This is a genomic window from Pseudooceanicola lipolyticus, assembly GCF_002786325.1.
Classification (GTDB): Bacteria; Pseudomonadota; Alphaproteobacteria; order Rhodobacterales; family Rhodobacteraceae; genus Pseudooceanicola_C; species Pseudooceanicola_C lipolyticus.
The window spans coordinates 13,606-34,685 of sequence record NZ_PGTB01000022.1; the positions used below are offsets into that span (position 1 = coordinate 13,606).

General features: G+C 64.6%; 17 protein-coding genes. 15 read left to right on the forward strand and 2 right to left on the reverse strand.

Annotation, left to right across the window (positions count from 1 at the left end; genetic code table 11):
• Positions 1 to 52: 52 nt before the first annotated feature.
• Positions 53 to 1,054 (reverse strand): N-acetyltransferase DgcN, encoded by a 1,002-nt coding sequence (gene dgcN, locus CVM52_RS08660; RefSeq protein ID WP_100162136.1) that lies wholly within the window; start codon positions 1,052 to 1,054, stop codon positions 53 to 55.
• A 313-nt stretch (positions 1,055 to 1,367) separates the two neighbouring features.
• Between dgcN and CVM52_RS08665 the strand changes: the two genes are divergently transcribed.
• A complete protein-coding gene (locus CVM52_RS08665; RefSeq protein WP_100162114.1) occupies positions 1,368 to 2,327 on the forward strand; it encodes an L-malyl-CoA/beta-methylmalyl-CoA lyase in 960 nt (319 codons plus the stop codon).
• A gap of 92 nt (positions 2,328 to 2,419) precedes the next feature.
• On the forward strand, positions 2,420 to 3,832 hold the full coding sequence (locus CVM52_RS08670) for a pyridoxal phosphate-dependent decarboxylase family protein (RefSeq protein ID WP_100162115.1): 1,413 nt from the start codon (positions 2,420 to 2,422) through the stop codon (positions 3,830 to 3,832).
• Positions 3,833 to 3,861: 29 nt separating this feature from the next.
• Here CVM52_RS08670 and CVM52_RS08675 read toward each other — a convergent pair whose 3' ends face one another.
• Entirely contained in the window at positions 3,862 to 5,022 is a 1,161-nt protein-coding gene (locus tag CVM52_RS08675; protein WP_100162116.1) for a DUF3095 domain-containing protein, read from the reverse strand.
• Between the two features lie 222 nt (positions 5,023 to 5,244).
• Here CVM52_RS08675 and CVM52_RS08680 point away from each other — a divergent pair, with 222 nt between their 5' ends.
• The 13 genes from CVM52_RS08680 to CVM52_RS08740 all read left to right on the forward strand — a co-directional run bounded on the left by CVM52_RS08680 (position 5,245) and on the right by CVM52_RS08740 (position 21,080).
• Positions 5,245 to 8,112: a sensor histidine kinase gene (locus CVM52_RS08680; RefSeq protein WP_172720952.1), complete on the forward strand. Its 2,868-nt coding sequence runs from the start codon at positions 5,245 to 5,247 to the stop codon at positions 8,110 to 8,112.
• Between the two features lie 213 nt (positions 8,113 to 8,325).
• Entirely contained in the window at positions 8,326 to 10,149 is a 1,824-nt protein-coding gene (locus tag CVM52_RS08685) for a thiamine pyrophosphate-binding protein (protein WP_100162118.1), read from the forward strand.
• Entirely contained in the window at positions 10,146 to 11,138 is a 993-nt protein-coding gene (locus tag CVM52_RS08690) for an ABC transporter substrate-binding protein (RefSeq protein WP_100162119.1), read from the forward strand. Before CVM52_RS08685 ends, CVM52_RS08690 begins: the two co-directional genes overlap by 4 nt.
• Before the next feature lie 285 nt (positions 11,139 to 11,423).
• Positions 11,424 to 12,395, forward strand: a complete 972-nt coding sequence (locus CVM52_RS08695) for a TRAP transporter substrate-binding protein (RefSeq protein WP_100162120.1) — start codon at positions 11,424 to 11,426, stop codon at positions 12,393 to 12,395.
• A 59-nt stretch (positions 12,396 to 12,454) separates the two neighbouring features.
• Complete coding sequence (locus tag CVM52_RS08700; RefSeq protein ID WP_172720953.1) at positions 12,455 to 12,910, forward strand: TRAP transporter small permease; 456 nt, start codon at positions 12,455 to 12,457, stop codon at positions 12,908 to 12,910.
• Positions 12,911 to 12,930: 20 nt separating this feature from the next.
• A complete protein-coding gene (locus CVM52_RS08705) occupies positions 12,931 to 14,208 on the forward strand; it encodes a TRAP transporter large permease (protein WP_100162122.1) in 1,278 nt (425 codons plus the stop codon).
• 20 nt (positions 14,209 to 14,228) lie between these two features.
• On the forward strand, positions 14,229 to 14,711 hold the full coding sequence (locus CVM52_RS08710; RefSeq protein WP_172720954.1) for a nuclear transport factor 2 family protein: 483 nt from the start codon (positions 14,229 to 14,231) through the stop codon (positions 14,709 to 14,711).
• Complete coding sequence (locus tag CVM52_RS08715; RefSeq protein ID WP_100162124.1) at positions 14,708 to 15,526, forward strand: sugar phosphate isomerase/epimerase family protein; 819 nt, start codon at positions 14,708 to 14,710, stop codon at positions 15,524 to 15,526. The genes CVM52_RS08710 and CVM52_RS08715 overlap by 4 nt, the downstream gene beginning before the upstream one ends.
• A gap of 62 nt (positions 15,527 to 15,588) precedes the next feature.
• Complete coding sequence (locus CVM52_RS08720) at positions 15,589 to 16,755, forward strand: MFS transporter (RefSeq protein ID WP_100162125.1); 1,167 nt, start codon at positions 15,589 to 15,591, stop codon at positions 16,753 to 16,755.
• Positions 16,756 to 16,867: 112 nt separating this feature from the next.
• Entirely contained in the window at positions 16,868 to 17,926 is a 1,059-nt protein-coding gene (locus tag CVM52_RS08725; RefSeq protein ID WP_100162126.1) for a hydroxyacid dehydrogenase, read from the forward strand.
• Positions 17,927 to 17,936: 10 nt separating this feature from the next.
• Positions 17,937 to 18,392, forward strand: a complete 456-nt coding sequence (gene aroQ / locus CVM52_RS08730; RefSeq protein WP_100162127.1) for a type II 3-dehydroquinate dehydratase — start codon at positions 17,937 to 17,939, stop codon at positions 18,390 to 18,392.
• Positions 18,393 to 18,422: 30 nt separating this feature from the next.
• A complete protein-coding gene (locus CVM52_RS08735) occupies positions 18,423 to 19,481 on the forward strand; it encodes a Gfo/Idh/MocA family protein (protein ID WP_100162128.1) in 1,059 nt (352 codons plus the stop codon).
• A 108-nt stretch (positions 19,482 to 19,589) separates the two neighbouring features.
• Entirely contained in the window at positions 19,590 to 21,080 is a 1,491-nt protein-coding gene (locus tag CVM52_RS08740; protein WP_100162129.1) for an aldehyde dehydrogenase family protein, read from the forward strand.

Sequence of the window (21,080 nt, forward strand, 5' to 3'; positions counted from 1 at the left end):
ATGACGCCCGCCGGAGGTGTCCGCCATGGGACACCCCCGCCCGGTCGTCGGGTCAGAGCGCCAGCAGCGCTTCGGCCAGCCGGTCGGCGCCCTGCCGATAGGGATCGGCGGTGGGCAGTCCCATCCGCTTTTCCACCTCGGCCATATAGCTCAGCGCCTCGTCCTCGCCCATATGCTGGGTGTTGATCGAGATGCCCACCACCTCGCAGGCCGGGTTGGCGACGCGGGCCAGCGGCAGCGCGGTGTCGCGCAGGGCTTCCAGCGTCGGCAGCTGATAATCCGGCAGGCCGCGCATATGCTCGCGGGTCGGTTCGTGGCACAGCATCAGCGCGTCGGGCTGACCGCCATGCACCAGCGCCAGGGTGACGCCGGAGTAGGACACGTGGAACAGGCTGCCCTGGCCTTCGATCAGGTCCCAGTGATCGTCGTCATTGTCCGGGGTCAGGTATTCGATCGAGCCAGCCATGAAATCGGCGATCACCGCGTCCAGCGGCACGCCGCCGCCGGTGATCAGGATGCCGGTCTGGCCGGTGGCGCGAAAGGTGCTTTTCGCACCCATCTTGCGCAGCGATTCGTCGACCGCCAGCGCGGTGTACATCTTGCCGACCGAACAGTCGGTGCCCACCGCCAGCATCCGCTTGCCGCTGCGCTTGACGCCATTGGCGATCGGGTATTTCACCGAGGGGATGCGCACATCGTGCAGCTTGCGGCCGGTCGCCTCGGCGACCGCCACCAGGTCGGGCTCGTCGCGCAGCAGGTTGTGCAGCCCGCTGGCCAGGTCGAAGCCTTCCTCCAGCGCGTTGACCAGAACCTTTTTCCAGGCCTGCGAGATCACGCCGCCGCGGTTGGCGACGCCGACAACCAGCGTCTTGGCGCCGGCGGCCTTGGCGGCGGCCAGGTCCATATCGGCCAGTTTCATATCGGCCTTGCAACCGTCCATCCGGAACTGGCCCACCGCGTTTTCGGGCCGCCAGTCCTTGATCCCCTGCGCCACCTTGGCGGCCAACTGGTCGGGCGCGTCGCCCAGGAACAACAGATAGGGGGTCTCGATCATTTCATATTCCTTCTGATTCTCCGCCAAGGATAAGGGATTGGCCGTGGGCAACGCTTCCGGTTTTCAGCGTGGCGCGATGCTGCTATGCAGCATCCTTCGGTAAACCCGGCCAATTGCGCAAAAATCTTGCAATTGGCCATGGGATGCCAGTTTTCTGCGGCGCGCTGCGGTCAGGGCGCGTGGCCGTCACCACCCGGCTTGCGGCGCGGCCCCGGAGAATGCTGCGGTTGCGCAATCGCTATTGCGCATAGCGGCGCAATTTAATAACCCCACATGCAATCAATATGAAACATCCTTTCGCACGGAGTCCCATATGTCCTTCCGCATTCAACCCGCCGCCCCGGCCCGTCTGAACAGGTGCCAGCTGTTTGGTCCCGGCTCGAACACCAAGCTGCCGCCGAAAATGGCCAGCAGCGCCGCGGATGTGATCAACCTGGACCTGGAAGATTCGGTGTCGCCGGATGACAAGGCGCAGGCGCGCAAGAACGTGATCGAGGCGATCGGCGACATCGACTGGGGCAACAAGACCCTGTCGGTCCGGATCAACGGGCTGGACACGCCCTATTGGTATCGCGACGTGGTCGATATACTGGAACAGGCGGGCGACCGGCTGGACATGATCATGATCCCCAAGGTCGGCTGTGCCGCGGATATTTATGCTGTCGATGCGCTGGTCACCGCGGTGGAACGCGCCAAGGGCCGCAGCAAGCCGATCAGCCTGGAAGTGATCATCGAAAGCGCGGCGGGCATCGCCCATGTCGAAGAGATCGCCGCCGCCTCGCCGCGGTTGCAGGCGATGAGCCTGGGTGCCGCCGATTTCGCCGCCTCGATGGGGATGCAGACCACCGGCATCGGCGGCACGCAGGAAGATTATTACATGCTGCACCAGGGGCAGAAATTCTGGTCGGATCCCTGGCACTGGGCGCAGACGGCGATTGTCGCCGCCTGCCGCACCCATGGGCTGTTGCCGGTTGATGGCCCGTTTGGCGATTTCTCGGATGATGACGGGTTCCGCGCTCAGGCGCTGCGGTCGGCGACGCTGGGCATGGTGGGCAAATGGGCGATCCACCCCAAGCAGATCGCCCTGGCCAACGAGGTGTTCACCCCGCCCGACTCCAAGGTGGCCGAGGCGCGCGAGATCCTCGCCGCGATGGAGGAAGCCACCCGCACCGGCGCCGGCGCGACGGTGTACAAGGGCCGGCTGGTGGATATCGCCTCGATCAAGCAGGCCGAGGTGATCGTCAAGCAATCCGAGATGATCGCGGCGGGCTGAGCCGCGTCGCCGCCTGCCACGACCCGAAACGCCTTTCGCTTCGGCACCCGGCATGCTTGACTGCATGGCCGGGACAGCAGGGGAGGCGGGCAATGAAATGGAACGAGTTCGGGGCCTGGGGCGCGCAAGTGGCCGCATGGGCGCAAGACTATCACGCCACGGTGGGCGAGCGCCCGGTGCGGGCCCGGACCCGGCCGGGCGAGGTGTTGAACGCGCTGCCCGAAACACCGCCGGAAAAGCCCGAACCACTGGAACAGGTGTTCGAGGATTTCGAACGGATCGTGATGCCCGGCATCACCCATTGGCAGCATCCCCGGTTCTTTGCCTATTTCGCCGCCAATGCCGCGCCGGCCTCGGTCCTGGCCGAGTTCCTGGCCGCGGCGCTCGCCCCGCAATGCATGTTGTGGCAGACCTCGCCCGCGGCGACCGAGATGGAAACCCGGATGATGGATTGGCTGCGCCAGGCGCTGGCCCTGCCCGAGCCCTTTGCCGGGGTGATCCAGGACAGCGCCTCTTCGGCGACGCTGGCGGCGGTGCTGACGATGCGGGAAAAGGCGCTGAACTGGACCGGAAACACCCGTGGCCTTGCGCAAAACCCTCAGGTTAGGGTCTATTCCTCGGCCGAGGTGCACACCTCGGTCGACCGGGCGATCTGGATCGCCGGGATCGGCCAGGACAACCTGGTGCGCATCCCGATCACCGGCGCCTGGCGCGGCATGGATCCGCAGGCGCTGGAGGCGGCGATCCGCGCCGATCTTGCCGCCGGGCTGACGCCGGCGGGGGTGATCCTATGTGTCGGCGGCACCGGCACCGGCGCCACCGACCCCATTGCCGACTGCCTGGCCGTGGCGGCAAAATACGGGCTTTACACCCATGTCGATGCCGCCTGGGCCGGATCGGCGATGATCTGTCCGGAATACCGGCACATGTGGCAGGGGGTCGAACGCGCCGACAGCATCGTGTTCAACCCGCACAAGTGGCTGGGCGTGCAGTTCGACTGCTCGGCGCATTTCCTGCGCGAACCCGACGACCTGGTGAAGACGCTGGCGATCCAGCCGGAATATCTCAAGACCCACGGCGCCGACGGGATGATCAACTATTCCGAATGGTCGGTGCCGCTGGGCCGCCGGTTCCGGGCGCTGAAACTGTGGTTCGTGCTGCGCGCCTATGGGCTGGAGAACCTGCGGCGGCGGCTGCACAACCACATCACCTGGTCGCACCTGCTGCATGACCGGATCGCCGCCACGCCGGGATTCGAGATCGTGACGCCGCCGATGTGGTCGCTGTTCACCTTCCGCTTTGCCCCGCCGGGGGCTGCGGATGCGGATGCGCTGAACCTGGCGCTGATCAACGCGATCAACGATGACGGGCGGATTTACCTGACCCAGACCCGCGTCGACGGCGCCATGGTGATCCGGTTCCAGGCCGGCCAGTTCGACACCACCGAACGGGACGTGATGATGGCTTATGACGTGATCACCGAACTCGCTGCGCAACTGGCCTGAGCGACCGCGACGGCGATTGCAGTCTCCGGCTAGGTCGCAGGCGCCGCCTTGATCTGGGCGGCGGCCTGGGCATAGCCACCCGCCGCGCCGTCGATGAAATGCACATGATTGCCCTGCATGACCGAGGGCACGATGCAGGTCATCATCGCCTCGTCCTGCCGGTACAGGCCATAGCGGATGATCCCGGCCTGTTGCGCCGCATCCAGCTCGGCGCGCAGCCGCGCCTCGGTGGCGGCGTCGCTGTCCAGTGTCATTTTCAGCCCGTCGTCGAATTTGCGGTAATCGGCATTGCGCGTCACCTGCTGGCGGTAGGCTTCGGGCCGGAACTGTCCCAGAGGCAGTCCGGTGGCGAAGAAGAACCAGGCAATGAAGGTGTTGAACAGCAGTTGCAGCCGCCGCCACGCCAGCGCGCGGCCCTTGCGGGTGGCATGCGCCTCGTTATCCAGACCGGGGGGTGGCCAGCGGGTTTTCATACCGCTGCGCGGCACCGGGTGGCCTTCGCGGTCCAGCGCATGGGCGATGTCGATCACCCGTTCCGCCAGGCGGGTGAAATCGGCACTGGTGACGTCGACGACCGGTTCGATGACCAGCGACAGGATCACGCCATGTTCGGCCTGCACATTGGCCCAGCGGCACGACAGGCCCGTCAGGTCGGGCTGGGTCCCGGGGGGCGCCGGCGGCAGGGCATAGGCGCCGGCCTTCATCTGCGCCTCGACCCAGGTGATGCCGCCGCCCGAGAACATGCCGTAATCGACATCTTCCGAGACCTGGTAACGCGCCACCGCCACCTCGCGCCCGGCGGCACGCACCTCGGCCACCGGCACCTGCGCGGTGCGCAGGACCAGCCCAAATTCCTCGGCTGCCCAGCGTTGCACCGCCGCCAGCGCCTGTGCCGAGGCTTCGGCCATCTCGGGCGGCACCGCAAAGGCGGCACCATCGCCGCCGAACACGAAGGGAAAATCGCGCCCGTCGGCGCCGTTGATCTGCGCCGAGATCACCGCGGCGCCAACCATGTTGACGGTTTTGTACTGCCCCCTGGCAATTGCCTGGGTCGATCCCTCGATATCGGCGGCGCCGATCACCCAATCCTGCGGCAGCGGTGTATAGCTGTCGGCGCGCGTCAACGCATCGAAATCGGACAGCCGCGGCAGGCTGTCATAAAACCCGGATATGTCGCCACGCGCAGCCATACCCGACCTTAGCACCGGTGCCGGCAAAAGCGGAAAAATTCACCGGCGGCAGGTGTTACGTAGCGTCACGTCGAATTTTCACAGTTTGCGAACTTTCTTGGCGGATTGATGCCCGATTTCGCCACCACCCTGACCTGTGCGGCAGAGGGTGAATCACCGAGGACGCAAAGAAGCAAAGTTTCACGCGTCATCGGCGCGGTTCAAAAAGGACCGGAGAACAGAATGCCGAACAAGGCACTGCCGCAGCAATATACCAAGGGCTATGCATATTGCATCTATGGCGCGATCATCGCGGTGACGGCCCTGTTTGCGGTGGTCGTCGCCCGGCTGGAACTGGCCCGCGTTCATGATCTCGAGGTGCATCGCGCCAAAGATGTCTCCATCGACATTTCCGCGCGCCTGTCCGAAAAGCTGAGGCGCAAACTGTTGCTGGCACGGGTGTTGACCGGCGGTATCGCACTGGACCCTGACCAAAGCCAGCAGGATTTCGCGCGTTTCGCCAGCCGGCTGGTGCAGGACGAACCCGCCATCGTTGATATCGCCGCGGTCCGTGATTTCACCATCACGCATGTCTATCCGGAAGAGAAGAACCGCGCCTTTATCGGCTTTGATCTGCGCGCGCGCCCGGATCAGGCCAAGGTGATCGAAACCGTCAACCAGACCGGCGAGATGGCGCTGCAAGGCCCGATCAACCTGATTCAGGGATTCCCGGGATATATCGTGCGCCAGCCGGTGTTCATCGGCCAGGACGGGAAGAGCGACTATTGGGGTGTGGTGTCGGTGGTGTTTGCCGAAACCACCTTTCTCGAAGAGCTGCAGCTGGATCGTTATGCCGGGCAATATGACATCGCCATCCAGGTTGTGGAGGAAAACAACCCTGTGCGGACGATCCATGGTTCGCCCGACCTGTTTCGGCAAAACGTGGTCACGGGTTCGATCGATGTGAACGCGTCGACCTGGTCGATCGCGATCAGGCCGGTGGGCGGCTGGACACAATTCGCGCCCGGTATGGGGCTGAAGATCCTGGTCGACATTCTGCTGGGGCTGGTGGCGTTGGGCGTGGCACGCTATCTGCTTCGCCTGCGGGCCGAGGCCTGGCACAATGCCGCGCGTCTCAGCGCCGCGATCGACGCGCTGCCCGACGGGTTCGTCCTGTTCGACAAGGATGACCGGCTGATCGTGTTCAACGAACAATACCGTCGGCTTTATTCCGAAAGCCACCGGGCGATCAAGCGCGGCGCAAAGTTCGAGGACATCATCCGTTTCGGTCTGCGCCATCAGCAATATCCCGAAGCGGTCGGGCGCGAAGAGGAATGGCTGGCCGAACGGATGGCCGCACACCAGGCGTCCAGCAGCCTGTTCGAACAGAAACTGAAGGACGGACGTTCGCTGCGGGTGATCGAGAAGGAAACCCCCGATGGCGGGCGGGTCGGCGTTCGGGTCGACATCACCGACCAGGTGCAAAGCCGCGAACGGGCTGAACTGGCCGAGCGCCGCCTGACCGATGCCATCGGCTCGCTGCCCATCGGGTTCTGGCTGTTCGATTCCTGCGAACGGCTGATCTCGTTCAACGATATGTCCGAAGAGCTGACCCCGGCCAGCACCCAGAAGCTGCAGAGCGGGATGAGCCTGCAGCAGGTGGTGGAAAACCGGTTCCTGGGCGAACCGAACATGCAGGCCGGCGACACCAGCAGTGATGACGCCCTGCTGGCGCTGTTGCGCCAGGACGCCGCCGAGTTCGAAACCGGCGTGGCCGGCGACCGCTGGTTCAGCTGTGCCTCGCGCCGCACCAGCGAGGGTGGCATCGTCATGTTCCGGGTCGAAGTCACCGAAGCCCGGCGGCACGAGAAACGCCTGGAATCCTCCAACAGCGAGCTGCGCTTTGTCCTGGCCGAAAAGGAAGCGGCGGAAAAACGGTTTGAGGATGTTGCCGATATCGGCACCGAATGGTTCTGGGAACAGGATGCCGGAATGCGGATTCAATATGTCTCGGCCAGTTTCGAACGGGCCATGGGCCTGTCGCTGACCCGCGTTTTGGGCCGGACCCGGGCCGAGGTCATGCAGCAGGAAGATGGCAGTGACGACGGCTATCGCAAGCTGAAAGAGATCATGGACCAGCGGCAGCCTTTCGAGGATTTCATCTTCGAAGCCTCCGGCCTTAAGGGGGAAAGCTGCTGGCTCAGGACCAGCGGCAAGCCGGTGTTCGACAAGGCAGGCAATTACAAGGGCTATCGCGGCACCACCGCAGATGTGACCCCGCTCTATTCCGCCCTGCGCGAGGCGCGCAAGGCCGACGCGGCGAAGACCCAGTTCCTCAGCGTGATCAGCCACGAATTGCGCACGCCGCTGACCTCGGTCCTGGGGTTCAACGCCTTTCTGGCCAAGGCGCGGATGCTGCCAAGCTTTAAACGTTTGAAAAACGCCACCGATGCGCAGGCCTTTGACGAGGTGCCGCCCCTGCTGGAGGCCTTTGCCGACGAGGTCAGCAACATCGCCGGCAAGATGGACAAGGCCGGCGACCAGCTCAAGACGCTGATCAACGACATGCTCGATCTGGCGCGGATCGAGGCCAATACCATCCGTATCGAAAAACGCGAGGTGCCGATCCGCGCCGTGATCGACTCGGTGGCTGAACATATGCGGCCGCTGACCGATGAAAAGGCGCTGGAGCTGCACGTGGATGCCGAGGACGACATCGCCTATTGCGATGAATCGCGGCTGCGCCAGATCCTGACCAACATCGTCGGCAATGCGATCAAGTTCACCGAACGCGGCGCGATCACCGTGCGCAGCCGGCGGGTGGACGATGCCATCCGGGTCGAGATCGAGGATACCGGCATCGGCATGCCGAAGGAGCTGGTGCCGGTGGTGTTCGAACGGTTCATCCAGGCCGACAACAGCAATACCCGCAGCCATAACGGCCTGGGCCTGGGGCTGGCGATCTGCAAGGAACTGGTTCAGCGCCACGGCGGCTGGATCAAGGTGGAAAGCACCGAAGGTGTCGGCTCGCGCTTTGTCTTCACCCTGCCCGCCGCGCAGGCCGAGGCCGACACGGCGTCTGATCGTCCGCGCGAAGCCTCGGTCGGATAAACCGGCGGCAAGATCCGCTTGGCGGGCACGCCCCGCGCCTGAATCCTGGTAAAACACCCCGTTTAGAGCCAGAATTTGGCTCTTGCCCTGCGCGCCCACGCTGCCGACCAAAGCGTTTGTGACTTCTGCCAAAATCTTTCGATCTTGGTAATTGAGACCGTCTTCCCGGAAATATCCACTTCCAAGGCTAAAGGCTGCGCGAAGGAAAACCGGATGAACAAGCGGAACGACAGTGTAGTTTCACGGGCTGGACCGGCCGATGTCGAAACGCCCTTGAAACAAGAGAAATTCGAGGTGCTGTTCGGCAGCGATGTGATGGCTGAAACCATCGGTTCCCTGTCGATTCCCTATATCGCCCTGAATCCGGGCGCGAGCTATCGCGGGCTGCATGACAGCCTGGTGAACTTTCTCGGCAATTCGGCCCCGCAGATGCTGTTGTGCCTGCATGAAGAACACGCCGTGGCCATTGCCCATGGCTATGCCAAGGTGACCGGCAAGGCGATGGCCGCCGTGGCCCATTCCAATGTCGGGTTGATGCATGCCACCATGGCGGTGTTCAACGCCTGGTGCGACCGGATGCCGGTGCTGTTGCTGGGCGCGACCGGGCCGGTGGACGCCGCCAAGCGCCGCCCCTGGATCGAATGGATCCACACTGCGCGCGACCAGGGCGCCCTGGTGCGCGACTATACCAAATGGGATGATCAGCCCGCCTCGGCCGCGGCTGCGCGCGAGGCGCTGCTGCGCGCGGCCTGGATCGCCGATACCGTGCCGCAAGGCCCGGTCTACGTGAATCTCGACGCCGGTTTGCAGGAGGCGGTTCTTGACGCGCCGCTGCCGCCCATCGATGCCGCCCGCTTTCGGCCGCAGGTCAGTTCCGGCGCGTCGGCCGAACAGGTGGGTGACCTGGCCGCGCTTCTGGCCAAGGCCGAGCGGCCGGTTATCCTGGCCGGCCGCGCCTCGCGCAGCACCGAGGCATGGGAACTGCGGGTCAAGCTGGCCGAACGGTTGCAGGCCAAGGTGGTGACCGACCTCAAGATCGGCAGCACTTTCCCGACCGATCACCCGCTGCACTGCGGCGCGCCGGGCATTTACGTCAATCAGGACGGGCGCACCGCGCTGGCCGAAGCCGACGTCATCCTCAGCCTCGACTGGGTCGACCTGGGCGGCGCGCTGGATTCGGCCTTTGAAGGTGGTACGCCCGGCGCAACGGTGGTGCAGATCTCGTTGGATCACACGGTACATAACGGCTGGTCGATGGATCATCAGGCCCTGCCCACCGTTGACATGATGATCGGCGCCGATCCGGATCAGGTGCTGCGCCCGATGCTGGCGGCGCTTGGCGAGGCCGAGACACCCGCGCCCGGGGCTCGGGAGCGCAAGCCCGAGGCCGACTTGCCCGAACTGAGCGGCCCGAACCTCATGATGGCCCATCTTGCCGCCGGGCTGAAACGTGCCGTGGGGCGGCGCAAGGTGTCTTTCGTGCACTTGCCGCTGGGCTGGGATGGCGCGTTCTGGCACTTCCGCCATCCGCTGGATTTCCTCGGATCTGATGGCGGCGGCGGCATCGGCGGCGGGCCGGGCATCGCCGTGGGTGCGGCGCTGGCCCTGCGCGAAACAGACCGGCTGCCGGTCTGTATCGGTGGCGACGGCGATTTCCTGATGGGGGTCACCGCGCTCTGGACGGCGGTGCATTATCGTATTCCGCTGCTCTATATCGTCGCCAACAACCAGTCGTTCTACAATGACGAGGTGCACCAGGAGCGGGTGGCGCGGATGCGCGACCGCAAGGTTGAAAACAAGTGGATCGGCATGCGCATGACCGACCCCGAAATCGACATTGCCGGCATGGGTGCGGCCCAGGGCGCGCGCGGCTTCGGCCCGGTCAAGACGCCCGAAGATCTGGAAGCGGTATTTGCCGAAGCCGTGGCCCATGTCGAGGCCGGTGGTGTCGCCGTTGTCGACGTGCGCACCGAGCCCGGTTACACGCCGGCGATGGTTGCCGCGCTGAACCGCCACGCTGGGGAGAAAGCGAAATGAGCAACCTGCGCCTTTCCGTCGCGATCGGAGATTATGACCGCAACCGCCCGCTGATTGACGGACGCTGCCAGATCGACGGTGTCGACCCGGTGGTCATGACGCTGACGCCGGAAGAGATGTTTTATCGCGCGATGCGCCACGAGGCCTTCGACATCTGCGAGCTGTCGCTGAGCAGTCACACCCTGCGCACCTCGCGCGGCGATTGTCCCTATGTCGGCGTTCCGGCCTTCGTGTCGCGGGCATTCCGCCACACTTCGATCATCGTGCGCTCGGACAGCGGGATCAAAACACCCGCCGACCTGCGCGGCCGCCGGGTGGGCATTCCCGAATGGCAGCTGACCGCAATTGTCTGGATGCGGGCGATCCTGCAGGACGAATACGGCGTGAAGGCCAGCGAGATTCACTGGGTGCGCGGCGGTCTGGAAGAGCCGGGCCGGGCGGAAAAGGTCAAGATCGACCTGCCGGAAGGCGTGCAAATGAGCGAGATCGGCCCCGAGCAGACACTTCGCGATATGCTCGACAGCGGCGAGATCGACGCCTTTATGGGTCCGCGCGCGCCCACCAGCTTTCGGCCCGACAATCCGTCGCTGCGTTGGCTGTTCGACGATCCCACCGCCGAGGCGATGGCCTATTACCGCAAGACGGGCATGTTTCCGATGATGCATATCATCGGCATCCGCAAAAGCCTGGCCGAGGCGCATCCCTGGTTGCCGATGGCGGTGCTGAAAGGCTTTCAGGCGTCCAAGGACATCGCCCTGGACCATCTGGAAGACACCTCGGCCACCAAGATCACGCTGCCCTTCGTCGAAGAGCAGCTGCGCCAGGCCAAGGCGTTGATGGGACCGGATTTCTGGCCCTACGGTCTGGCCGCGAACCGCAAGACACTCGATTACTTCCTTGAGCAGCACCATGCGCAGGGGCTGTCGAAACGGCGTGTCGCGGTCGAGGAGTTGTTTCACCCCGGCTCGATCGACGCGCATGTGATCTGACCGGGTGTCGATCGCCAGAGCGCAAAAAGCTGGGGTTCGAGGTCATTGCGGATCTGGAATGGAGAATACTGGTAACATACTGAAACTACGCTGGATTACCGAGGATAATTCTGCTGAGTTCGGGGTGTGAAACATATCGGGACAGGTCCCGCGGGGAGACGGGCAAAGGTTTTCATATGGCTCAGCTATCCAAATAGCTTTGGCCTTGGTCCGGTGAAAGACGGAACACTTAAGGAACTAGGACCGGCCGTCGAAGCCGATCCGCTTCAGAGGAGGAGACATCTCATGAAACATGCATTGCGCGCCACGCTGGCGGGTGCTGCCACTGCTGCCAGCCTGTGCTTTGGGTCGATGGCAGCGCAGGCCCAGGTCACGCTCGGCTTCAACATTGAGGACCCGGCCGGATCGTACCATGCCGAGCTGACCGAGAAATTCGCCGATCTGGTGGAGGAGTATTCCGGCGGCGAGGTCAAGGTCATCGTCTATCCCGGCGGCCAGCAGGGCAATGCCCGCGAAAGCATCGAGGGCATGTTGATCGGCACGGTCGACATGACCAAGTCGCTGGACACCTTCGCGCCCATCGTGCGGGACGTCGAGGTTTTCGGCCTGCCATACCTTTATCAATCGCGCGACCAGTTCGTGAAATCGCTGGCCCTGCCCGAAGTGGCGGACGTGGTGCAGCGCCTCGAGGACGAGGGTCTGGTGGTGGTCGGCTGGTGGGAAAACGGCTTTCGCCACATGACCAACAACGTGCAGCCGATCCAGAAACCCGAGGATCTCGACGGGCTGAAGATGCGCACCCCGGTGAGCGTCACCCGCATGGAGATGTTCAAGCTGATGGGGGCAAACCCGGCGCCGCTGGCCTTTACCGAGGTGTTCACCGCGCTGCAGACCGGCGCCTTTGACGGCCAGGAAAACCCGCTGCAGCTGATCCTGTCGCACAAGCTGTTCGAAGTGCAGAAATACCTGTCGCTGACCAAGCACGTCTATAACCCGCAGATCGTCGTCGTCAGTTCGATCAAGTGGAACATGCTCTCGGACGAACAGAAGGCGGCCGTCCGCCGTGCCGCCGAAGAGATCGGTGACGAATACCGCGCCGACGGCGATGCGGTGGACGCGCAGATGCTGTCCGAACTGCAGGGCAAGATCGAGATCAACGATGTCGACTTTGCGGCCTTCCAGGCGGCGCTCAAACCGATGTATGCGCAGTTCCCCAACCAGGAACTGGTCAACGCGATCCTTTCGACACTCGAATGAGATCATCCGGTGAAGCCGCGGCCCTGTCCGCGGCTTCCCGCCAGCATGAAAGATCGGCGATGCTCAGCAAAATATTCAACCTGTTGGCTGCATTCCTGGTCGCGGCCATCGCGACGACCATGTCCTTGCAGGTGTTTCAGCGGTTCGTGATGAACCAGTCGCTGCCCTGGCCGGACGAACTGGTGGGCAACCTTCTGGTCGCCCTGGCGATGGTCGGCGGCACCCTGGCGATGCGCGATGGCGCCCATATCCGCGTGCGGGTGCTGTGGTACACCTTGCCGCAGCCCTGGGTGAACATCGTGCGCGTCACCGCCGACGTTCTGTCCATCGCCTTCCTGCTGCTGGTGGCCTGGGTGTCCTGGCCTAACGTCGTGCGGATGTGGCGGGTTGATCTGACCACCCTGGATGTGCCGGTTGGCCTGTTCGTGGCCACCGTCCCGGTCTGCTTCGTCTGCATGGCCTATTACGTGATCCGCCGATCGGTCCTGACCGGTCCGAAACACCTCGAAGACTGAAGCCAAAAGGGAATGATATCGTGACGGTACTGTTTATCGTTGGAACCCTGCTCTTCCTGGTGTTGACCGGGATGCCGATCGCCCTGGCGCTTGGGGGAACGGGGCTGATCGTGGTGCTCTCGGCGGGCCTGCCGCTGCAGGCGGTGCCGCAACTGATCTACAACTCGGCCAATGCCTATGCGCTCACCGCCATTCCGCTGTTCATGCTGATGGGCGCGATCGTGGAAAAGGCGGGCATGGGCAAGCACATGATCGACTTTGCCAGCACGCTGGTCGGCTGGATGCGCGGCGGCCTGGCCCATGTGAACACCGTGGTCTCGTTCCTCTTTGCTGGCATGAACGGCTCGTCCGGGGCCGATGTGGCCAGCATGGGGCCGATCCTGATCCCCGAGATGAAGCGCAAGGGCTATCCGGTCAACTTTGCCGCGGCGATCACCTCCAGCACCAGCGACGCCGCCATCCTGATCCCGCCCAGCATCACGCTGATCGTCTATGGCGTTCTGGCGAATGTCTCGATCACCCGCATGTTCCTGGCGGGCATCATTCCGGGCATCGTGCTTATGTTGGCCTACATGGCGCTGTCGCATTACTTTGCGGTCAAGCATCAGTGGCCGGTTCACGAGACCTTCAATGTCAAGCGCGTCGCACCCGCAACGCGCAAGGCCGGTCCGGCCCTGCTGATCCCGCTGATCATCATGGGCGGCATCCTTGGCGGGGTGTTCACGGCGACCGAGGCCGCCTCGGTCGCGGTGTTCGCGGCCACCGCCATCGTGCTGGTGTTCTATCGCAACGTATCGCTGAAGGATGCCTACGAGATCCTGCTGATCACCGCCAAGCGCACCGGCATGGTGATGATGATCGTCGCCGCCTCCGGCATTCTGGCCTGGTATCTGTCGAACCGGCAGATCCCGCAGCAGATGGCGATGGCGCTGCTGGAATTCACCGACAACTACTATGCGATCACGCTGATCGTCAGCGCCTTCCTGATCATGCTGGGCACCATGATCAACGGTGTCCCGGCCATGATCATCCTGGTTCCGGTGCTGCTGCCGATCATGACCGCGATCGAGATGGACCCGATCCATTTCGGTATCATCTTCGCGCTGGCCACCACGGTCGGGTCGCAAACCCCGCCGGTGGCCTCGACCATGCTGCTTACCTGCGCCATCGCCGGGATATCCATCGGCGAGATGTGGAAGGTGAACCGCTGGTTCATTCTGGTCAATATCATCGTGATGCTGATCGTGGCCGTCGTCCCGGTGTTCAGCCTGTGGCTGCCCAGCGCGATCCTTGACTGATGCAGAAGCGGAGAACAGCCATGCTCGACAGTTTTATCGACCCCGAGGACGAGCGCAGGATCCACCGGCTCTATGCCCTCTATTGTCACTTTTTCGCCCATGGCGAGCCGGAGGAGTGGGTTTCGATTTTCACACCCGACGGCGTCTTTGCCAAGCTCAGCGCTTCGCAGGGCGGGCTGGGCACCTCGGCCCAGACCGTCGAAGGGCACGCGGCGCTTCTGGAGATGACCAAGGGGCGGCGCGAGATGTTCCAGGGCCAGGTTCGACACCAGCAGACCGATATCGTGATCCTGCCCGGTGCCGATGCCGACAGCGCGGTGGGTCATTCGCTGATCCTAGTCACCGACTGGCGGTCGGGGCAGGGACGCCTGGCGGCGCTGGGCAGTTGCAAGTCCGAGTTCAAGCGCATCGCGGCGGGCTGGCGGTTTCAACGGATCGAGCTGACCGCCCTGCCCAAGCCAAACGCGCAGGCAGGCACGGCCGAGCGGACGGCACAGGCATGAAAGATGGCATGATCTGCGTCTCGCACCTGACCGCGCTGGACGCCGCGCCCGAGCTGTTTATCACCGCGGCGGCCAACGCCGGGTTCACCGGTGTGGGTCTGCGGGTTCTGCCGCCCCGGCACGCGCCGCTGCAATACCCGGTGGCGGTGGATCCGGCGCGCTGCAAGGCGCTGCGGATGCAGGCCGATGACCTGGGAATTACCGTGTTCGAGGCGGAATCCTTCGCGATGGAGGCCGACGCATCGATCGAAACCTTCCTGCCCGGGCTGGAGGCCGGCGCCGTGCTGGGCGCCTCGGTGCTGGTATCCGGCGCGGTGGATCCGGACGAGACCCGGCTGGTCGAGAACTATGCCCGGCTGGCCGAGGCCGCGGCCGAGTTCGGGATCACCATGGCCATCGAATTCATGCCCTCGCGCCCGATGAAATCCCTGCGTGACGGTCTGCGAGTGCTGGACAAGGTGGATCACCCCAACGCGCGGCTGCTGATCGACGTGCTGCACCTGATCCGCTCGGGTGGCACGATCGAGGAACTGGCGGCGGTGCCCGAGGACAAGATTGCCTATGTCCATCTCAGCGACGCCCCGCTCGCCCATCCGGGGCAGGAGGGGCTGACCCCCGAAAGCCGCGCGGGCCGGCTGTATCCGGGCGAGGGCGAATTGCCGCTTGCGGCGCTGTTCTCGGTGCTGCGCAGCGATATCGCGGTAAGCCTCGAGGCCCCGCACCGCGACCAGCAGGACCTGCCGCCAACCGAACGGGTGCGTCGCGCCGGGGCGCAGACCCTGTCCTTTATGCGGGGCATCCGGGCCGCGGCTTGAACCATTGAACCATTGAACCGATCCGCCACGCCTGACGCGGCGCGAACGAGGATAGGACCGACGTGAAACGCGGCAGGGTGTTGAATCTGGCGGTGCCGATCATGGCGAGCGGCTTTGTCGGTCAGATCGTCGGCCTGTCCACCCGCATCGGCATCGGCTATGAGGCGATCGAGATCGGGCTCTCCGCCTCTGCGATCCTCGTGCTGACCGCGGCCTTCTCCTTTGTGCCGATCTTCCTGACGATGTTTGTCGGCCGGTTCACCGACCGCAACGGAGCGGGCCGGGTGATCCTGGCCGGAGCCTGCATCCTGTTTGTCGGCGCTGCCCTGCCGGCGCTGCTGCCGCCTTCGATTCCGGTTTTCCTGCTGGCGATGACCTGTCTCGGCGTCGGGCAGACCTTTCAGATCGCGTCGCTGCAGGCGGAAATCTCGCTCACCGGGCGGATCCGCCACCGCGACCGGATGATCGGCTGGTTCATGGTCTGGCAATCCACCGGTCAGGTCATGGCACCGCTGCTGTTGACCGCCGCAAGTTTCCTGCAGTTTCCGGTGCCCCATGTCGCGATGATGTGGATCGCCATGGCGTTTGCGGTTGGCCAGGTTGGCCTGGCCCTGCAGATCCGCAGGTTCTCCAAGATACCGGTGCAGAATGACATGCCGCTGCCGCTGGGCGAGATCGTCGGCACGCCGGGGCTTGCCTGGCTTGCGGTCTCCGGCAGCCTCTGTGTGGCGACGCAGGAAATGACCTATGTCTTCATGCCGCTGGTGGCCACCGAACGCGGGATCGACCCGGCGCTGGTCGGGATCATGCTGGGCGCGTTTTCATTTACCCAGCTTGTGGCCCGGGCGGTCTATCCCGGTGCCGCCGCCCGCTGGGGCCGCGAACGGCTGATGGCGGCATCGCTGCTGATCACCGCGGCCATCTTCGCCGCCTTTGCCCTGCCGATGCCCGCCATGATCATGGCGCTGTTTCTTGCGGCGGCGGGCCTCAGCCTGGGATTTGCGGTGACCTGTTCGGTGTCTTTGACGATGCAGCTTGCCCCGGCGCGGGCCAAGGGAACGGCGCTGTCGCTTCGCCTGGCGGTCAACCGGACCGGGCAATTTGCGATGCCGCTGGTGTCCGCCGTCGCCACCCCCTGGCTTGGCACCGGCGGTGTGTTCCTGACCTGCGGATTGGTGATCGGCCTCTGCCTGCCCTTCCTGCCAACTGCCTTGAGAACGGGACGATGAGGGCGCGGGGCCCATACATAAGCCGATGTGGCTGCGAGACATTAATACTATTCGGTTTCGCGCCGACGGGCATCTAACCTGATCGCAAGTGATGATGATGCCGAGAGACAGGATGAACGGGCAGAAACCGCGTGTCACCTATTTCGAGAAATGGGTCGATCCGGTCGCGGTGACGCGGCTGGAGGAGGAGGGCAGCATCGACCTGATCCGGCAGTCTTATGACGACCCCGAGGCGCTCAACCGCGAGCTGATGGACACGGCGCAGGGCTATCAGATCGCGCCGCGCGTCGAGCTGAAGGCGCCATGGTTCGCCGATGCCGCCTTTGTCGCCCGCCACCCCGCGCTGCTTGCCATCTGCTCCACCGGCTCCGGCTATGACGTGATCGACGTGGAGGCCTGTACCCGGGCGGGGATTGTCGTGTGCAACCAGGCCGGCACCAATGCGCAGCCGGTGGCCGAACATGCCGTGGCGCTGATGCTGACCCTGTCCAAGCGGCTGGTCTCGACCGACCGCGCGCTGCGGCGGCAGGGCCGCGTCGAACGCTTCGCCTATCCCGGCAATGATCTGTTCGGCAAGACGGTGGGGATTGTCGGCCTGGGCCATATCGGGCGCCGGGTGGCCGGGATTTGCCGGAACGGGTTTGGCATGACCGTGCTTGCCTGTGATCCCTATCTGCCCGGCGACGAGATCGCGGCGCGCGGTGCCACCGAAACCACCTTCGACACCCTGCTGGCCCGCAGCGATTTTGTCTCGGTCAACTGTCCGCGCACCGCCGAGACGCTGGGCATGTTCGGCGTCGAGGCTTTTGCCGCGATGAAACCTTCGGCCTATTTCATCAACACCGCGCGCGGTGGCATCCATGACGAAACCGCGCTGGCCGCGGCGCTGCGCGCCGGCAGCATCGCCGGCGCCGGCCTGGACGTTTTTCTTGAAGAGCCGCCGGCGCAGGATCACCCGTTGCTGGCCTTCGACAACGTGGTCGCCAATCCGCATATTGCCGGGCTGACCCACGAGTCCCTCTACACCATGAGTGCCGAGGCCGCCGCGCAGTGGATCACGCTGTTCCGGGGCGAGGTGCCGCCCCGTCTGATCAACCCGGCCGCCTGGCCTAAATTCTGCGACCGTTTCGAGGCCGCTTTCGGCAGCCGCCCGGCCGCTCTGACCAACTGAAGGAAACCCGATGCCCTCCAAAGTTCTCTGCCTCAACGGCCCCAACCTCAACATGCTGGGGGTTCGTGAACCCGAACTCTACGGGCGCACCACGCTGGCGCAGGTCAAGGCCGCGGTGGAAGAGCGTGCCGCCAGCCACGAGATCGAGATCGATTTTCGTCAGTCCAATTCCGAGGCCGAGCTGGTGACCTGGATCCAGGAGGCCTATCAAAAGGTTGATGGCGTCATCATCAACCCGGCGGCCTATACCCATACCTCGATCGCCATTGCCGACGCGCTGCGGATCCTCGACTGCCCGATCATCGAGCTGCATTTCAACAATTCCTACCGCTATGCCGACCGGGCCTTCCGCCATCTGTCGCATGTCCGCCCGGTGGCGACGGGGGTGATCTTTGGCTTTGGCGCAAGTGGCTATCTTGCGGCCATCGAGGCGATGCAGCTGCTGCTGAAGCCGCCGTTCGAGTGACCGGGCGCGGGCCGAAGGGGAGGGGGCGCATTGGCTGAGCGGCAGAAACTGGCGATTATCGGCGCCGGCCTGATGGGGCGCCATCACCTGGCGGTTGCGCTGGCCAATCCCGAGATCGAGGTGGTCGGTGTGGCCGACCCGGTCGCCGCCTCGCGCGCGAAGGTGGCAAGTTTGGGCGTGCCCACCTTCGCCGACCATCGCGAATTGCTTGACCGCACCGCGCCCGATGGTGCGCTGGTTGCCACCCCCAATGCGTTTCACGCCCCGATTGCCATCGACTGCATCCAGCGGGGGATTCCGACCCTGGTGGAAAAGCCGCTGGCCGATACGCTTCCCGCCGCGCGTGCCGTGCTGGCGGCACAGCAACAGCAGGATGTGCCGGTGCTGGTCGGCCATCACCGGCGGCACAATCCGCTGTTGCAGGCCGCCCGCGCCCATATTGCCGAGGGCGGGCTGGGCCGCATCTGCGCCGTTTCGGCCACCTGGCTGCGGCGCAAGCCGGATGAATATTTCAACGATGCCTGGAAGCGCGACCATGCCAGCGGCGGCGGCGTCATCCTGATCAACGCGGTGCATGATTTCGACACGCTGCGGATGCTGTGCGGCGATATCGAGGCGATCTGCGCCACCACTTCGAACGCGGTCCGCGGCTATGATGTCGAGGATACCGCCGCCATCGTCGCCCGGTTCAAATCGGGCACGCTGGCCACGCTGACCGTGTCGGACACCGTCGTCGCCCCGTGGTGCTGGGAGATGACCGCGCGGGAAGATCCGCGTTTTGCCACCGTGCCGGAAAACAGCTATCTGCTGTGCGGCACCCAAGCCTCGCTGGCGATCCCGACACTGGAGCGGTGGAGCAACCTGCCCAATGGCGGCCGCGACGCCAGCTTTACCCGCCAGCGCCTGTATTATGTCGCGGCGGATTCCATGACGCTGCAGATGGCCCATTTCCTCCGGGTGATGCGGGGTGAGGAGCCGCCGGCGATCACCGCCGAGGACGGGCTGAGAACCGCCGCCGCGACGCTTGCGGTGTCTGAATCGGTCAAAACGGGCGGCTGGGTCGATGTCGATGCGCTGGCCGCGCTCTGAAACCGGCGGATTAAGCCAGGATCTCTCTGGCAGGAAGAACGATCCGGTTTTGGACAGCATCGCCCGATCCGGGTCTACTCGTTCCTGTCGAATTAAAGGGGGCCAAGAATGTCCGAAGCCATAGCCGCGCAGCTGCCTGCAACCGAATCCGTGCTGCCCAAGCAACGCGGGCTCTATTTCGCCGGGGAATGGCACGAGGCGACCGGGGCGCGCAGCTTTGAGACCTTCAGCCCGGGCAGCGGCAAGTCCCTGGGCCAGGTGGCCGAGGCCGGCGAGGCGGATGTTGCGGCGGCCATCGGCGCGGCGCATGCGGCCTTTCCGGAATGGAGCGCGGTGCCGCCGCTGGAGCGCGCCCGCATCCTGCGCGAGCTGGCCCGCATCGTGCGCGAAAATGCCCATGAACTTGCCCTGCTTGACGCTGTCGATTGCGGCAACCCGGTGCGCGCCATGGTCGGGGACGCCAATATCGCCTCGGCGCAGATCGAGCTGTTTGCCGGGCTGGTCACCGAGATGAAAGGCGCCTCGATCCCGATGGGACCCGGCCGGCTGAACGTGTCGGTGCGCGAACCGCTGGGGGTGGTCGCCCGGATCTCGCCCTTCAACCACCCTTTCATGTTCGCCGCCGCCAAGATCGCGGCGCCGCTGGCCGCCGGCAACACGGTGCTGATCAAGCCGCCGGAACAGGCCCCGCTTTCCGCCCTGCGCCTGGCTGAACTGGCCGGCGATCTTTTTCCACCGGGCGTGTTCAACGTGGTCACCGGCAGTTCGCGCGAGGTGGGCGCCTGGATCGTCGCCGATCCGCGCGTGGCCAAGGTGGGCCTGATCGGCAGCGTCGCGGCGGGGCAGGCGGTGATGCGCAACTCGGCCGATGCGCTGCGCCCGGTGCTGTTGGAACTGGGCGGCAAGAATGCCCTGATCGCCTATCCCGACGCCGATCCCGATGCGGTGGCGCAGGCCATGGTCGCGGGCATGAATTTCGCCTGGTGCGGCCAGTCCTGCGGGTCGACCAGCCGGGTGTTCCTGCATGGTGACATTCACGACGCGGTTCTGGCCCGGGTGGCCAAGCATATCCAGGCCTTCACCCCCGGTCTGCCCGAGTCGTGGGACACCACGATGGGCGCCCTGGCCAGCAAGGCGCAATACGACCGCACCCTGCACTATATCGAAACCGGCCGCGCCGAAGGCGCCACCGTCTTTGCCGGGGGAAAACCCCCCGACACCCCCGCCCTTGCCGAGGGCTATTTTGTCGAGCCGACGATCTTTACCGACGTCACCTCGGACATGACCATCGCGCGCGACGAGATCTTCGGCCCGGTCTGTTCCGTTCTGCGCTGGCAGGACGAGGCGACGATGCTGGCCGAGGTGAACGCGCTGGACGTCGGCCTGACCTGTTCGATCTGGACCCGCGATTTCGACGCGGCCCTGCGAACCGCCACCGCGGTCGAGGTTGGCTATGTCTGGGTCAACGAGGTCAGCAAGCATTTCGTGGGCGCGCCCTTTGGCGGCAAAAAGCAATCCGGCATCGGCCGCGAGGAATGTATCGAAGAGATGCTGTCTTTTACCGACCTCAAGAACATCCACATGAAATTCGCCGGTTGA

Excerpts from the sequence above, each read along its gene's own strand:
- dgcN (WP_100162136.1), bottom strand. The coding sequence starts at position 1,054 with ATGATCGAGACCCCCTATCTGTTGTTCCTGGGCGACGCGCCCGACCAG.
- CVM52_RS08665 (WP_100162114.1), top strand. The coding sequence starts at position 1,368 with ATGTCCTTCCGCATTCAACCCGCCGCCCCGGCCCGTCTGAACAGGTGC.
- CVM52_RS08670 (WP_100162115.1), top strand. The coding sequence starts at position 2,420 with ATGAAATGGAACGAGTTCGGGGCCTGGGGCGCGCAAGTGGCCGCATGG.
- CVM52_RS08675 (WP_100162116.1), bottom strand. The coding sequence starts at position 5,022 with ATGGCTGCGCGTGGCGACATATCCGGGTTTTATGACAGCCTGCCGCGG.
- CVM52_RS08680 (WP_172720952.1), top strand. The coding sequence starts at position 5,245 with ATGCCGAACAAGGCACTGCCGCAGCAATATACCAAGGGCTATGCATAT.
- CVM52_RS08685 (WP_100162118.1), top strand. The coding sequence starts at position 8,326 with ATGAACAAGCGGAACGACAGTGTAGTTTCACGGGCTGGACCGGCCGAT.
- CVM52_RS08690 (WP_100162119.1), top strand. The coding sequence starts at position 10,146 with ATGAGCAACCTGCGCCTTTCCGTCGCGATCGGAGATTATGACCGCAAC.
- CVM52_RS08695 (WP_100162120.1), top strand. The coding sequence starts at position 11,424 with ATGAAACATGCATTGCGCGCCACGCTGGCGGGTGCTGCCACTGCTGCC.
- CVM52_RS08700 (WP_172720953.1), top strand. The coding sequence starts at position 12,455 with ATGCTCAGCAAAATATTCAACCTGTTGGCTGCATTCCTGGTCGCGGCC.
- CVM52_RS08710 (WP_172720954.1), top strand. The coding sequence starts at position 14,229 with ATGCTCGACAGTTTTATCGACCCCGAGGACGAGCGCAGGATCCACCGG.
- CVM52_RS08715 (WP_100162124.1), top strand. The coding sequence starts at position 14,708 with ATGAAAGATGGCATGATCTGCGTCTCGCACCTGACCGCGCTGGACGCC.
- CVM52_RS08725 (WP_100162126.1), top strand. The coding sequence starts at position 16,868 with ATGAACGGGCAGAAACCGCGTGTCACCTATTTCGAGAAATGGGTCGAT.
- aroQ (WP_100162127.1), top strand. The coding sequence starts at position 17,937 with ATGCCCTCCAAAGTTCTCTGCCTCAACGGCCCCAACCTCAACATGCTG.
- CVM52_RS08740 (WP_100162129.1), top strand. The coding sequence starts at position 19,590 with ATGTCCGAAGCCATAGCCGCGCAGCTGCCTGCAACCGAATCCGTGCTG.